The following is a 14,661-nucleotide window of genomic DNA, read 5'->3' on the forward strand; positions in this document are numbered from 1 at the left end:
GGATAACCATTGATGGAAAGGAACATGAAAATGACCGCAGTACCAGAACGGAATGAGATAGAAATAGGGATGACTGTTTGGGTGGTTCAAAAGCAGGATCAGCGCAGCGGAAACCTGACAGAAGGAGTGGTTAAAAAAATCCTGACGAAGGCGTCCTTCCATCCTCATGGCATTAAGGTGATGCTGGAGAGTGGAGTGGTTGGAAGGGTAAAGGAGATTAAGAGATAGCATCAGAGGTTTTTGCAATAGGTGAAAACCGTTTTCTTTCTTTTGGCGAAACACAGCGCCTAGATACAACCATTCAATGCGACTGTGGAAGGCCTGCTGAAGAAGGAACGAATGATTAAAAGGAATAAATAATGAAAACGGAGGAATGCATATGTTCTGCAGCCAATGTGGAAAAAAAATAGAGGAAGACAGTCGGTTTTGTGAATTTTGTGGATCGTCAGTACAGGCAAAAACAGGAGATAGATCGATGGAGGCCGAAATAGCTTCAAAAGAGAAACGCAAACCTGAGGCATCGTCTTCCGAAGACACTGGACCCAATCGTAAGATCATTCCCATCTTATTAAGTGTTGTCATTGTGGCAGTAACCGTTGGTTTTCTGTTTTTGGGCAACAATGATGAAGGAGAAGAACTTAAAGAGAGCTTGGCCGAAGAGCAAACGGTGATGGCGGAAGAGGGGCTGGAAGCATCGAATCAAGAAAAAGCGGAAGAAGATGAAGGGATTGAAACAGAAGAAGATGAAGATCAAAAGATAGAAAAAGAAAAAGATGAAGATCAAAAGATAGAAAAAGATGAAGATCAAAAGATAGAAGAAAAATCTGAAACAGAGATTGAAGAACAGGTTGAACCCACTAAGCTATCCTTAAGTTATGATGAACATCGTGCCCTCAATGTTTTTTTCAGTAACTTTGCCGAAGTCTTTCTCCTGCCCTTTGAAGCGGGTGAAATTCGAGACAGCGAATTACTTCGATTTGGCTTTTTTCACAACTATGTTAATAATACCAGCAGGATGAATTATAGAGAATTCGAAGCATATCTTCGAGAAGATCACTTATTTGAAAGCATAGACAAATACTTTGGTATCGATATGACAGAGAGAAACCCTGACCGGGGGCAAATACCGATGGAATATCGAGATGGTTACTATTTCTTCCCGGCAGCAGATGGTGAAACTCCTCCTTTTGCCCAACTGGTTGAAATATATGATCTCCACGATGGTACCTATCAAGCCATTTTCGATATTTATGAAGCCTTGTCTTTTGATGTATTTAGTTATGAACCAAAGTCACACTGGTCGGAGGAAGTGAAGACGAACACTCGAGTTGCAAGAAGAATGGAATCACAGATTACGATAAAAGGAGAGCGTTTTATTTTACTGTCTTATGAAGAAAAAGAATAAAGGACAAGGGGACGCGAAACCGTAGGAGATATAAAATGAAATCTGACATGAAAGCCAATGATCTAAAGAAAACCATCATCAAAGAATTGCAACAACATCCTTATAAAACCATTATGCTGATGAAACTGGAAGAATGGTGTCCTTCCGATAGTGCTTATGCAGATTTTTCGGCGGTAGTGATGGATCTAATGGAGGAAGAAGTGTTGACCCGAATCAAGAGTGCCGGTGAAAACCGTAAATCTCCTTCCCTTCCCTATAAGTTTCGAATAGAAAAACATGGGTTAAAGAGAGAGCAACAGCAGGAGCTTCGACGTCAGGCAGCGAACTTTCATCCGGCCATGGATCTTAGTGCTTATTACCGAAAAGAGCTGACTGCCTGGAAAAGAGATTTACCCGCACTGAAGAAGGTTAATGATTACTTGCAGAAGCATGGAACCGACTTCACTGGTCACACCTTGCCGGAGCTTTCGTGGAAGCTGACAGGCAATGAAAAATGGCTGGAAGAACAAGGAGGCAAGCAGTTGTTGGAGCGGATCAACCTGTGGCATCAGGTCGAGAAGCAAATGCATCCGGACCCATTGATGCTGGCGCTAAATCCGTCGTTTTTATCGGAGGTTCAAGCCGGAGGCAATAAAACCCTCCCTCATCTGATTGTGGAAAACAAAAGCATGTATTACCGGTTGCTTCCCCTTCTGTCTTCCAGTAATGTGGCAACATTAGTCTATGGTGCCGGCAGGAAGATTGTAGCAGGTCTCTCCCAATTGCCTTATCAACTGGGGCTTGAAAAAGCAGGCAACCTTCAACATACCATCCATTACTTTGGTGATCTGGACTGGGAAGGCATTGCCATTTGGAATGATCTTCAAAAACGATATACCCATGTGGAATCCTGGGATGTGATTCCGGCAACCGCCTTTTATCAGTCTCTGGCTCAGTGTTCCTGGAGCCAGGGAAAAACAAACCAGCGTCAGCAGGAAGAAGCCCTAAAAGAATTTCTTGATTATTTTTCATCCGAAGAAGGAAAGAACCTGCGCCGACAACTGGAAGCCGGGTTCTACTGCCCTCAGGAAGCCTTAGAGGAAGGGCTGGAAAGTTTGATGAAGAAGGGGTAAAATAGAGTCAACACTTGTTTGAAAGGACGAACAGCATGGACCTACCCCTTCGAACCATTACAGACGGCTATGGCGAACGCATGGCCCGGCTGGCTCTTTTTGAGCCTTTGATGAATTTGAAAAAGAAAACACGAAAGGACAACCAAGGAGCAGAGATCGATTTCTACGGTCTTGGGCTGCTGACTTTGTTGTTCTTTTTTGAATGCCGATTATTAAGGCAACGGCATACAGGCGTGGCGGAACTGGCCAGATTTCTGAAAGACGTGCAGCGCCAGTTTCCAGAACCGCTGCTAGACTTGGAAGACCCACAGTATGAAAAAATAGCCCGGGAGCTGGTGGAAACCTTTCGTCCTCCTGGAGGCAGAGGATTGCAGGCTTCTTTCTTCAATTATCATACTGGACAGCAGGAAACTGTCAGCCTTAGTATTCTAAAGGCCGGTGCTTCGGATACGGATGCCAACGCTCAGTACTATACCTTGGATGAAGATGGTCTGGCGCTGGTTTTTGCCACCCGAGAATATTACGCAGAATTTCAGATTTCCATCAACCAGTTGGTAATCCGAAAACAGCTGGAAAAAGGCGAGTTTGCCAGTGCTCTACGTCAGATTGATGAAATGCGCATGGCTGTGGAAAAGCTGTCCGACAGCATGGTGCGGATTCGCCACGAAGTGAATCGGAACATCGTCTCCGATGACACCTACCGTCGCTATCGATCCTTGGTGGAAGACACCTTTCAGCGGCTAACCCGGGAAAATGAAGAATTTGAAGAACTGCAGGTCTTTGTGATGGAAACTAGGCGCCGGCTGGATCAGGAAGCTTCTACCCGGAAACATCCCCAGGCCTATGAACGAATCGGGCGTATCGAGCAAGAACTGGCTTCGGTCCATCACAGCCACCGGCTCCTGCTGCAGGATTGCACCAAACTGAAAAACACGGCAGTGGACGCCTTTTATCAGATGCTTCTTTTTAGCGGCGTGGATTCCTTTAATTTTGATCAGGAAATCACCGCCCGTCTTCTTTCGGTTCCCCTCCCTCTGGAAGCAGCCCGCCAATTGGTAAAACCATTTTTACACCTGGAAAAAACCCAGGTCTGGTCACCCTTGACGGTCTTTGCGCCACAACGAATTGCCGGCGAGAAGAGCCAGGAGGAAGCTCAGGTGTTTTTAGCGGCCTCTGGCGGCCGGCGGATCTCAAGACGTCAGTACGAATTGAAAAAAACATTTGTGCAATGGATGGAAGCATTGCTGGAAGTCAGCATTGATTCAGAAAAAAAGACCCGTCCCCGCCTTTTATCGGAAGCGGTGGCGGCCATGGAACAGCGACAGCCGGAATGCACGGCCAAGCCTTCCTTTTATGGATTCTGGATCTGGATGCATCATCAGGCACCCCTAAAACTTCACGCCGAAAGCCCTTCATCTCAAGGGGAATTAGAGGAAACCCTGCTGGAAAAACCCTTGGCAGAATTGCTTCGTCAGGCAGGAGTCCAGTTGTGGTTGGAAGAAACCGGAGATATTCTGACCTATGGGAACCGGTTTCAAATACAGGAAATGAAATTGATCTGGGAGGAGGACTATCCATGGAGCATAAGGTAATCATGGATGCATTTCGATTGTTCAGCCATTTGACCTTAAAAGGAGAAGCCGGTCGGGAAGAACAGCGTCGCTACTTGGCGGAAGAAGATCTGAAAGCCTTGGTAGATGATTTTGCTGAAGAAGTCAGTTCGTTAGTGCTGGTGTCTGGCGAAGGACTATATCTGGTGCCTAAAACCGTGGAATCCGTGCACCATCTTTCTAATGAAAAAATGAAGGAGTTGTATTTGCCCAAAAGAGCCACCAATGAGGATCTTTACTTGATGTATGTGGCTATTCTGGTGTTTTTTGGTCAGTTTTACGACAGCTATCAGACCACAGAGCCGACCAGAGACTTTTTATCCATGGAAGACTGGCTGGATGCCATGAACCAACGGTTGGACAGTTTGGCGTCTATGGAGGAAGACCAGCTCAGGTGGCATGAGCTGGATCAGCAGATCAACTGGCTGGCGGTGCTTCGCAAATGGGGTGCCCTGGACGACCTGAACGAGAAGGTGAAAGTACAGGACGCCAAAACCAACAGTCGCATGAGTTTTCTCAACAGCGTCCGTGGATTTCTGCTGGAACAGAAGCTGGTGCTGGATATCGGAAACAAGGAACTGGAATTAACGGAAAAAGCCCGCACCATTGTGCAACGATACTATATGGACGTGGAATACAATCGAAACCTGCTGGAATTTATGTTCCAGCTCAGCGAAGAAAGAAACCAGCAACAAAACCGGCAAGAAGGTCAGCAAGAGGAAGGGAGGGAAGAGGATGCCAGCCATCTCGAAGGTGAGAATGACCAATATACAGTTTGAAGGCGGCCATAAACGAATCAATGATGTGCTGTACCGCTTTGACGGTCATAACGGTGCTCTGTTACTGGAAAACGGCGGCGGAAAAACCGTAACGGTGCAAACCATTCTGCAGACGGTACTGCCCCATGTGACGGTTGCTGGTCGAAAAATCCGGGAAACATTGGTGCTGGAGAATACAGCGGCTCATGTAGCCGTGGAATGGATGCTTCAGGATCGGCCCCGACGCTACGCCATAACCGCCGTCACCCTGTATGCGGATGACAGTGGGGTGAAATCTGAAAAATTTGTGGACGAATATGAAGGCGGTGACCCTCACAGTATTGAGCACCTTCCCTTTGTACGAAAAACACAAAATCATTTGGAGCGGCCGGCCGTTCGGCAGGAAATGCACGATTACTATCTGGAGCGGCAACAAAAACGAATGACGGCCCGAACCTTCCATACCCTACATGAATACAACCGCTATCTGGAGGAACACTTTGGCATTCGGAAAAAAGAATGGGAATCCATTGTGAAAGTCAACAGTGACGAAGGCGGCGTGGAAGCATTCTTTGAAAACTGCCGCACCACAGATCAACTGGTGAGCCGCCTTCTAATCCCGGCTGTGGAGGATACCCAACCGGGAAAAGGAACAGAAGAGTTTGTGGAAACCTTTGAAAAACAACAGGACAATTTTCGGAAATACCGACAACTGACCCGACTAATGGAAGAAAGCCAAAAGCTGGAGACCCAGGTTCAGCAATACGCCGGCCAGTGGGAAAAACTGGAAGGCATGAGGCAGGAACATCTGGAAGAACAGCGACAGGCCAAGACCCTCTACCAGTTCACAGAAGGGGAACTGGAAAAGGCAACCATCGAAAAACATTTATTAGAAGAACAGATCCGACAGCGAGAAGCCGATCTTCGGCAAGTGTTGCATCAAAAGGCCTCTTGGCAACTGGCACTTCAACAGCAGGAAAAAAATCGGATGGATGAGGCTATGGAAAAAGCCCGGCAGGAACATACAGAAGCAAAGCTCGCGGCAGAGGAGCTGAAACGTTTTGATCATCAGCTGAAACTGGCCAAGCTGCAAATGGAGATAGAAGAACAAGAGGTTCGGGAGCAGTATGCAAGAGAGAAATTGGAAAATCTTGATCAACAGGAAGATCTGGCTTCAGTCCGGGAAACACTGGATACCAACCGGAAAAAATTGAAATTTCGTCTGGAAGAGGAATTAAGTCAGATGAAAGCCGAAGTAACCAAGCAACAGCAGGAATGGGAGCGGAAAAAGCGGGAGCAGGAACGAAGGGCAAAACGGCTGGAAAATCGTCAAAAAGAGCTGACGGAACTGGAAAAAGAAAAAGCTCGGCTGGAAGAAAAAGTGGCTGGCTACCAACAGCGGATGGAGGAGTTGAAGAGCTACTTGCTGGTCCTAAAAGATGCCCAAAGCATTCAGCAGGAATTGCCAACCTGGCAACAGGACTTAAAGCAGATGGAAACACAAAAATACACCTTGCAGCAACGGTTAAAAACCCTGGAAGAAGAGGAAAAAAAACAGAAAGAAACCCTGCCTTCTCTCAAAGAAAAAGTGACAGAAACCCAACAACAGTGGCAACAACGGAAAAATCAGGTAGAACAGATGGAAGAAGCAGAAACCGCCATGTTAGAGGAAGTTCGTCAGTGGCATTCCCGCTGGCAGCTTTACGACTCTCTTTATCATCGGGAAAACACTCTGCGGGGAGATTTGGAAGAACAAGTAGCCTTGACCGAAAGCCGCAAGGAAGAAAGCATTTTGCAGGAGCAACAGTCTGGCGTAGCTTGGCGACAGTACCAGAATCGGGAAGTCTATACCGCCGATCCAGAACTGGAAAGGCTGGCCAGGGAATGGCAGCGTTCTTTGGATTATCTGGAAACCGGAGCTGATTGGTTAAGATCCATGGAGCCGGAAACGGCAGAAAAAATGCCCTGGTGGCCTCAAACCCTTATCACCACTGGGGATCAACAACAGGAAGTCGTTAAACGACTGGAAAAAGCCAGGGAAAAACTTAGTCAGCCAGTGATGGTACTCACAGAACAGGAAGCAAGGCAATTGATTCAGCAAAAGCCCATGGAGGGATGGGAAGAGTCATTGCATACCACCATCTATCCCCCTCATTGGGAGCATCACTACCAGGCTTCTGTTTTTCAGCAGTGGAAGGAAGAGCTGGAAAAAGAAGCAGCAGAAAAAAGACGGCAGAGGGTGGAAGCAGAGGAAGAAGCCAGAAGGTGGCAGCGAAATCGAAACCAGTTGGAAGGTTTTTTTCGGAAATATTCCTTTGAAAGCGTGACAGAAGCCCGGGAGCAGGTGGAACACTGGAAACAACAGTATCGGGACGCGCTTTCAGAGCTAAAAGAAAGAGAAGAAGTCCTGAAGGCTTTGGAAGAGGAGAAAGCGGCCGGGCAACAGCATATCAATCGATTGCTGGAAGAAATTCCTGTTATGGAACAAAAGGTTTCCAAAGGCAGGGAATACCTTCAGTTAAAAAGAAAGGCAGAAGAAGAAACCCTGAATCTAAAAGGAAAAGAGCAGCAACGGCAAGCCGCAGAAAAACAGGTAGAGAGCCTTCGACAGGAAGAGGAAAATCTTCGGCAAGCCTTGCAACAACAAGCGATACAATTGGAAAAAGGGGAATTGAAGCAGCGAAATTTTCAGCAACAGGAAATCTATCAGGAACTGAAGGATTTAGAAGCACTGGCAACAGAAGAAAGCCGGGCAGCTTTGGAAGAAGAAGGAAAACAGCTTTTGGCAACCCTAAGGGAAAAACACCGGGACGCGGAACAACTGGAAGCCGAAATACAAGCATGCCAGCGACGGCTTCGTGATCTGGACAGGGAACGCAGGTTGCTTCAGCAAGAATCCGGCTTGGTGGAAGGATTGGCCTCCTTTCCGGAAGATGGATGGGATCAACTGCAAGATCTTCAAAACCAGAGGAAAGAGCAGGAAAGGCTGGTTGAGGAAAAAGACCAAATTCATCAAAAGATCAAGCAAGAGCACGCCGTGTTGACATCGGCCATGGAAAAAAGCGCCGAAAGCATTCGTCAGGAATACGGGGAACCCATCGTCTTTCAGGAAGAGTTGCACCAGGTGGAAGCAGGACTGGAAAAGAGAGCGGAAGAACTAGAAGTAAGAAAACAGCATCAGGAAGAACAGTTGTGGCAAGGGATGGAAGTGCTTCAGCAACTGGAAGAACTGATGACACAGATGAAAATAGCCAACGGAAGCTACGGGTTTCTGTTACAGGAGCTGGAAGCGGCTCTACCATCAGAGGAACTGATGCGGGACTACCCCTACCAGCGAGAAAACTGGTTAAGAGAACAGTTGCATCGGTTACACCAGACGAAAATGAAAAAAGAGAACCAGGAAAGCCACCTTCAGGAAGCGGCAAAGGAATTCCAGCATTTTTGCATGCATCAGCTAAACAATATTTCCCTGCGGGAAAATGCCCTAGCCGTTCTGAAAAACCGGGAAACCTATGAAGAAGTACAACAGTGGGAAAAGGATCTGGGCATGAAAATCCGACGGGTCCGACAGCTCCATGAAGATGAAATTCGAGAAAAGGAGAAACTGCTGAACAGCTTTATTCAACAGCTCCATACCTGGATGGTAACACTGATGCGGGAGTTGAAACGAATTCCAGATAAAACCCGTATCAAAACTGAAGACGGGTGGAAGCCAGTCTATCAGTTTACCCTGCCGGATATCGAAGAAGCCGCCCTGCGAAGCCTGATTCGAAGGCATGTGGAAGAGTTGACAGAGTTTCTGGAAAAAAGCGATCGCTTCCGGGACGAGGAAGGCATGGAGGATGCGGCAGAGGTTCGAAAATACGTGGAAAGCCAGCTGAAAAGCGCCCACCTGTTGGCCTTGTTAACGAAAAACCAGCCCCTGCGGATCAAATGCCGGAAAGTCACCAACGACCAGCGGGTAGTGGGCATTCCGGCCAGTTGGGAAACCAGCAACCAGTGGTCCGGCGGCGAAAAATGGAGCAAAAACATGACGCTTTTTCTGGGAATCCTCAACTACCTGGCCGAAAAAAGCCATGGGCATTCTGGTGCCTTGACCCGACGTGCCGTTATTTTGGACAATCCTTTTGGCCAGGCCTCCAGCGACCATGTGCTGGCTCCGGTTTTCTTTGTCGCCCAGCAATTAGGCTTTCAACTGCTGGTACTGACCGCCCACGGCGAAGCCGCCATGCGAGATGCCTTTCCTGTGGTCTACAGTTGTCGCCTGCGGTTAGCAGAAGACGGCAGCAAGCAGATTATGAATACCAGCCAAGAGCTGCACACCGCATACTTTATGGATAAAGACCCTACGGCACTGGATCGTCTTGGCGGACATCAACAGATTACCCTGGAAGAGTTGTAAGGTGAAGGAAATCGCCAAAGAGAATAAAAGAGAAGAGCCTGCGTATCAAAAAAACAAAGCGTAAATTAGTAAAAGCCATTGTAAAGAGTACTCTCTTACAATGGCTTTTAACAAACCGTTATCTTGGAATCATCCGTAGAATCATCCGTACATTGTGATCGTTTAATGAGCTGGATACAAGATTTCTTGTCCAGGAAAGATCACGTTCGGATTGTTAAGTTCATTTATTTCGGCTAATGTTTCCCAGGTAGTCCTATGCTGTTCCGCAATTCTCCATAAAACTTCTCCTTCTTGAACCACATGGATCTCATGTTCCATCATTGGCATTTCTGGCATAGGATCTTCTGTGATAGGTTCTTCCTCAATGAGCTCTTCCATTTCAGGTTCTTCTATTTCAATAACATCTGCTTCGGATTCTTCCATTTCAAACGGTTCTTCCAATGCTACGGTTGTAATCCTACCTTCAACTTCCGGCGCTACTTCTCCTCTTTCGGTTAAATAATCCATAAAAGCTTCATCCATGGAAACAAAATCAGTAATGGTAAATGCTTCCACAAACATAGTCATTTCATCTCCACCGGCAGCTAAAAAATCATTGGTAGCCATCACATATTCTACATCCATCCCAAGAGATTCTCCCCCAATAGTCACGTCGCTGATTCGTTGACCCTCTGGTTGATTAGGATCTATTGTATAGGTCATTCCTGATACATGGGCAAATTTACCAGCTGGTTCTGGATAGGCTGAAGAAGCTATTTCCAATGCTTCCAAAATCGCATCGCCTGTCATTTTCTTTGTGACAACTCGGTTTCCAAAAGGAAGTACGGTGATGATATCTTCTTTCGTAATGTCACCTTCTGCAATGGAAGCACGAATTCCACCCCCGTTTGTAAAGGCAAAATCAGCATCCGTAGCCCAAACCATGGAATCTGTAATCAAATTTCCTAAATTTGTTTCTCCTGCACGAACCTGCTCCCGCTCTCCATCTAAATGAACCGTAGTTTTACCCACCACTTCTGCCATAATTTCCTGCTGATTCTCAATGATTTTGTTTACCACGGCGACAACATCAGGATCTGGTTCTATCTCCATAGCCTCTTCTTTTTCGTATAACATGGCGTTAATAGAAGATACCTCGCCATCGGTTACTGTAATTTCAACAACCCCTAAATTTTTAGTATATTCTTCAGCCATCACAATAAGGGTTTCCTCCACCATTAATCCTTCGTCTAACTTATGATGACTATGGCCATCTACGATTAAATGAATGCCTTCCACCTGCTCAGCAACCCCTATACTAGTCTCGTTTCGAAGGCTGCTTTCATCGATACCCAGATGTGCAAGTGCAATCATTACATCTACCTGATCTTCCAACTCGGCTACCATTTCTGTCGCGGCTTCCACCGGATCTGTGAACAGAAGTCCTTCGGTTCCGGCCGGATGACTCTTATATAAGGTTTCTGGTGTTGCTAAACCAAAAACGCCAACCTTAAAGCCATCAAATTCATAAATCATATAAGGCGGTAAAAAATAATCCCCCGTTTCCTCAACCATAATATTGGCGGCAATCACTGGGAAATCTGCCATTTCATCCAGTTCTAGCAATCTTTCTTTTCCATAGTTAAACTCATGGTTCCCTGCCACTAAAAGATCATAGCCGATCTCATTCATAATACGTATGATGCTGGCGCCTCTTTCGATGGTAGCCACTGGCATTCCGTGTACCGCATCGCCAGCATCCAACAACAGTACATTCTCATTTTCTGCCCGGTACTGATTAACCAAAGCACCTACCCGATCCAGCCCCATTCCATCAAATCGACCTTCCAGCACCCGACCATGAATATCATTGGTGTGCAATACCACTAAGGTATGTTCTTGCTCGTCAGCAAAAACCACCAAGGTGCTAAAACTGCTGAAAACCATTAGACATGCCAGGAACAAAACCAGATACTTTCGTCTCATAAAAACGTGCTTCATACTTTTTTCCTCCTTTTATTGTTTGATATATGACAATCACAGGCCTTTATGCCTTTTGTCACTATTCATGTACTTTTCTTACTTTTCTCGCTTTTCTGATGATGCCCATCTATTGTATCATTTTTTCATGGTTTTCGATAGGAATAGGACTCACTTTAGTATCGTCAGTTGTGAAATGAAAGCCAATCAGCAATTTCAATCAGTAATTATGACTAGGGATGCAAGAAAAATATACCTACCTTTGATAAAATGATAGTTATCACAATGAAATTCCAAGGAAAAGGATGCCTATTTCGTGATACACTATAGTAAGATGACTTGTCATAAAGAAGATGACTTGTCATAAAGAAGATGACTTGTCATAAAGAAGATGACTTGAAACGGATAAAAAAGTTACTAGGGGAAGTCCTATGCCAAGAGGAGAAGGAACTCAGAAAAAAATGAATAAAGCATTTCAAGCAAAAGAGACGAAATGGAAGACAGATAAAAAGGATTAGAGGAGGGCAATGATGAAACTGACCTTGGAAAAAATAATCGTAGAAGATTTGGTTTTTGGTGACCATACTAGGATGAATGGTACCACTTTAATGGTGAATAAAGAAGAAATTACCAAAAAAATCAAGGAAGATAAGCGAATTGTCAGCGTCACCATGGATATTGTAAAGCCGGGAGAATCTGCCCGTTTATTTTCTGTGCGAGATGTTATTGAACCTAGAGTAAAAGTGGAAGGTGCTGGAGAAGTGTTTCCAGGCTTAGTGGGTAGCCGTGAACCAGTAGGCGAAGGCATTACCAAAATATTGAAAGGATCTGCCGTAGTGATTACTGAGAAAACGGTGGAAGCGAAGGCAGGCATTATTGATATGTCCGGTCCGGGAGCGGCGTATACCCCATTCTCCAAAACCAATAACCTTGTATTGGACTGTGATCCGAGTTCAGGTTTGGAAAGTCACCAATATGAAGAAGCTTTACGACTGGCTGGGCTGAAAATTGCACAGTATATCGGTGAAAAATGCCAGGAAGTAACAGGGCAGGAGAAAGTCCTTTATGAAACCCTACCCATGGAGGAACAGAAGCATATGTATCCAGAACTGCCCAAAGTGGGGTATGTGTATATGCTTCAAAGCCAAGGGCTTCAGCAAGATACCTATGTCTATGGTAGGAACGCCAAACAATTAATGCCCACCTATATATTTCCAACAGAAGCCATGGACGGAGCCATTGTCAGTAGCAATATCATGATTCCTTGTGACAAAAACACCACCTATCATCATCTGAATAACCCGATGATAGAAGATTTATATGAACGTCACGGAAAAGACCTTAACTTTTGCGGGGTGATTATCACCAATATGAACGTTACCTTGAAAGACAAAGTGATCGCCTCTGATTGCGTAGCGAAATTGGCGGAGGAATGTGGGTTTGACGGTGTTATTATTTCAAAAGAAGAGTACGGGAATACGGACGCTGATTTGATGATGAATTGCAGGAAAATAGAGGAGAAAGGAATCAAAACAGTGCTTGTAACAGATGAGTATGCAGGCAGAGATGGATCTTCTCAATCCCTGGCAGATGCAGACCCGAAAGCGGATGCTGTCGTGTCTACTGGCAACGCCAACGAAGCAATCTTGCTTCCCCCTATGGAGAAAGTGATTGGGAGCATCCCATCGGCGGATCGGGGAGTCAGTGGGACTGAAGGTGAAGATCCCTGCAAAGATAGCATTCAAGTAGAACTAAACGCCATTATGGGGGCTACTAATGAACTGGGTTTCAATAAAATGAGTGCCATTGGATGCTAAAGCGGGGACCTACCAGAAGATAAGAATCCTGCACTGATGTGACCAAGCCGAAAGAGGTTCTCTTTGGTAATTGAGAGGGATCCTTTTATTCACTCCTACCCTTTAAGGTTAAAGTAAGACCTGTACAGAACCACTATAAACTTTTTTAGAGGTGGGTGCCATTGCTTGTGTAATACCGTAACACTAAAAACATCCCCAGAAACCATTTAATATCAATGGCTTAAAGGGGATGTTTTGTCTGTTTTGTTGCAAAGATTAAGTTTTAGGATGCTGTGTGCGTGTTTATACTTCTCCAGAAATTGATCATGAAAGGCTTCTTCCTATCGGCAAGGGTTGCTTAGGAGGAAGCTTTTGCTTGATAACGTTTCCCCAGGGCATCGGTGGCCAGAATCGCATCGTAAAGCATTTGCGGGGTAACGGTAAAAGGCATATTACCCATGGTATCATTGGGGCCACAAGCAATTTCAGCTACCTGCATCAGTTCCTTTTTGTTTATTTGATGAATGCCAAGGTCTTTAAGGGTGGTGGGTAAACCAACATCCAGACAAAAATGAAGGACTTCTTCCAATTCCTCCTTAGAGGCATTTTCGAGCACTAATTGTGTGAGTGTTCCAAAAGCCACTTTTTCACCATGGTAGCAGTCATGTGTCTCTTCAATGGCTGTGAATCCATTGTGGATGGCATGAGCAGCGGCAATACCACAACTTTCAAAACCAATGCCAGAGAGGTAGGTATTGGCTTCAATAATATTTTCCAGAGCTTTTGTGCAAACCCCGGCATGGACAGCCGTTAAGGCTTTTACACCATCTGAAATAAGTGTGTCATAGCATAATTTAGCAAGTGCCATGGAGGTTACCGTATATTTTCCGCCAATAAAGTTATTGCTGTCTGACTGCTGGCACGCCCGAGCTTCAAAATAGGTTGCAAGGGCATCTCCCATGCCGGCCACCAGCAATCGGGCAGGAGCTTTACTGATAATTTCCGTATCCACTAAAACCATGTTTGGATTTCGAGGCAAGAATAGATAGTCTTCAAAAACGCCATCATCCGTGTAGAGAACGGATAAAGCACTGCAAGGAGCATCGGTTCCGGCGATGGTTGGCACAATAACAACAGGTGCTTTTGCATAATAGGCCAAGGCTTTGGCCGTATCATGGATCTTTCCGCCACCAATGCCAACTACCACATCACAGCCGGAGGCTTCATATGCTTTTTGTAATCGATTAATTTCATTGCGGGAAGACTCTCCGCCAAAAATCTCATATACCAGCTTTGTGCCTAATTCTTTGGCACCTTCTGAAATAGGTGCTTCCACACGACCTTTTCCAGATTGACTTACTAAGATAAACGGGGCATTTCCCATGCTTTGGACGTGCTTACAAAGATCCTTAAGAACTTCTCTTCCTTGTACATAACGTTCAGGACTTCCGATAACATTTGCCATTGTACAGCCCTCCTAAAGGTGAAATGTCAATAATGTGGATAATTGTCTTTTTTTTAACAATATCACCTTCATTATATCTAAATCTGTGAAGTTGTCAAGAGGACCTGGGCGGCAACGATGCCTTAGTCACACAGGTCTTCGGATAAAGACATAT

The 14,661-nt window shown here is 45.5% G+C and carries 9 protein-coding genes; 7 read left to right on the plus strand and 2 right to left on the minus strand.

Translation table 11 applies throughout. From position 1 onward, the window contains the following. Nucleotides 1-12: 12 nt before the first annotated feature. The 6 genes from BLV55_RS12800 (at nt 13) to BLV55_RS12825 (ending at nt 9,287) form a co-directional block, all read left to right on the plus strand. Entirely contained in the window at nt 13-228 is a 216-nt protein-coding gene (locus BLV55_RS12800; RefSeq protein WP_242870128.1) for a YwbE family protein, read from the plus strand. A 151-nt stretch (nt 229-379) separates the two neighbouring features. Next, on the plus strand, nt 380-1,405 hold the full coding sequence (locus tag BLV55_RS12805; RefSeq protein WP_176968413.1) for a zinc-ribbon domain-containing protein: 1,026 nt from the start codon (nt 380-382) through the stop codon (nt 1,403-1,405). Between the two features lie 35 nt (nt 1,406-1,440). Further along, nucleotides 1,441-2,517 (plus strand): Wadjet anti-phage system protein JetD domain-containing protein, encoded by a 1,077-nt coding sequence (locus BLV55_RS12810; RefSeq protein ID WP_093315089.1) that lies wholly within the window; start codon nt 1,441-1,443, stop codon nt 2,515-2,517. Between the two features lie 35 nt (nt 2,518-2,552). Further along, nucleotides 2,553-4,109: a hypothetical protein gene (locus tag BLV55_RS12815; RefSeq protein ID WP_093315091.1), complete on the plus strand. Its 1,557-nt coding sequence runs from the start codon at nt 2,553-2,555 to the stop codon at nt 4,107-4,109. Beyond that, a complete protein-coding gene (locus BLV55_RS12820; RefSeq protein WP_176968414.1) occupies nt 4,094-4,906 on the plus strand; it encodes a DUF6063 family protein in 813 nt (270 codons plus the stop codon). The genes BLV55_RS12815 and BLV55_RS12820 overlap by 16 nt, the downstream gene beginning before the upstream one ends. Next, nucleotides 4,863-9,287, plus strand: coding sequence for a coiled-coil domain-containing protein (locus BLV55_RS12825; RefSeq protein WP_143033217.1), 4,425 nt, complete (start codon nt 4,863-4,865; stop codon nt 9,285-9,287). The genes BLV55_RS12820 and BLV55_RS12825 overlap by 44 nt, the downstream gene beginning before the upstream one ends. Nucleotides 9,288-9,449: 162 nt before the next feature. Here BLV55_RS12825 and BLV55_RS12830 read toward each other — a convergent pair whose 3' ends face one another. Further along, nucleotides 9,450-11,267, minus strand: coding sequence for a 5'-nucleotidase C-terminal domain-containing protein (locus BLV55_RS12830; protein ID WP_093315095.1), 1,818 nt, complete (start codon nt 11,265-11,267; stop codon nt 9,450-9,452). A gap of 509 nt (nt 11,268-11,776) precedes the next feature. Between BLV55_RS12830 and BLV55_RS12835 the strand changes: the two genes are divergently transcribed. Further along, nucleotides 11,777-13,063, plus strand: coding sequence for a glycine/sarcosine/betaine reductase component B subunit (locus tag BLV55_RS12835; RefSeq protein ID WP_093315097.1), 1,287 nt, complete (start codon nt 11,777-11,779; stop codon nt 13,061-13,063). A 337-nt stretch (nt 13,064-13,400) separates the two neighbouring features. Here the strand turns inward: BLV55_RS12835 and BLV55_RS12840 are convergent, their stop codons facing one another. Then, a complete protein-coding gene (locus BLV55_RS12840; RefSeq protein WP_093315099.1) occupies nt 13,401-14,507 on the minus strand; it encodes a glycerol dehydrogenase in 1,107 nt (368 codons plus the stop codon). Nucleotides 14,508-14,661: the final 154 nt, after the last annotated feature.

Source organism: Tindallia californiensis (assembly GCF_900107405.1).
GTDB lineage: Bacteria > Bacillota > Clostridia > Peptostreptococcales > Tindalliaceae > Tindallia > Tindallia californiensis.

Excerpts from the sequence above, each read along its gene's own strand:
- BLV55_RS12835 (WP_093315097.1), top strand. The coding sequence starts at position 11,777 with ATGAAACTGACCTTGGAAAAAATAATCGTAGAAGATTTGGTTTTTGGT.
- BLV55_RS12800 (WP_242870128.1), top strand. The coding sequence starts at position 13 with ATGGAAAGGAACATGAAAATGACCGCAGTACCAGAACGGAATGAGATA.
- BLV55_RS12820 (WP_176968414.1), top strand. The coding sequence starts at position 4,094 with ATGGAGCATAAGGTAATCATGGATGCATTTCGATTGTTCAGCCATTTG.
- BLV55_RS12830 (WP_093315095.1), bottom strand. The coding sequence starts at position 11,267 with ATGAAGCACGTTTTTATGAGACGAAAGTATCTGGTTTTGTTCCTGGCA.
- BLV55_RS12840 (WP_093315099.1), bottom strand. The coding sequence starts at position 14,507 with ATGGCAAATGTTATCGGAAGTCCTGAACGTTATGTACAAGGAAGAGAA.
- BLV55_RS12805 (WP_176968413.1), top strand. The coding sequence starts at position 380 with ATGTTCTGCAGCCAATGTGGAAAAAAAATAGAGGAAGACAGTCGGTTT.
- BLV55_RS12815 (WP_093315091.1), top strand. The coding sequence starts at position 2,553 with ATGGACCTACCCCTTCGAACCATTACAGACGGCTATGGCGAACGCATG.
- BLV55_RS12825 (WP_143033217.1), top strand. The coding sequence starts at position 4,863 with ATGCCAGCCATCTCGAAGGTGAGAATGACCAATATACAGTTTGAAGGC.
- BLV55_RS12810 (WP_093315089.1), top strand. The coding sequence starts at position 1,441 with ATGAAATCTGACATGAAAGCCAATGATCTAAAGAAAACCATCATCAAA.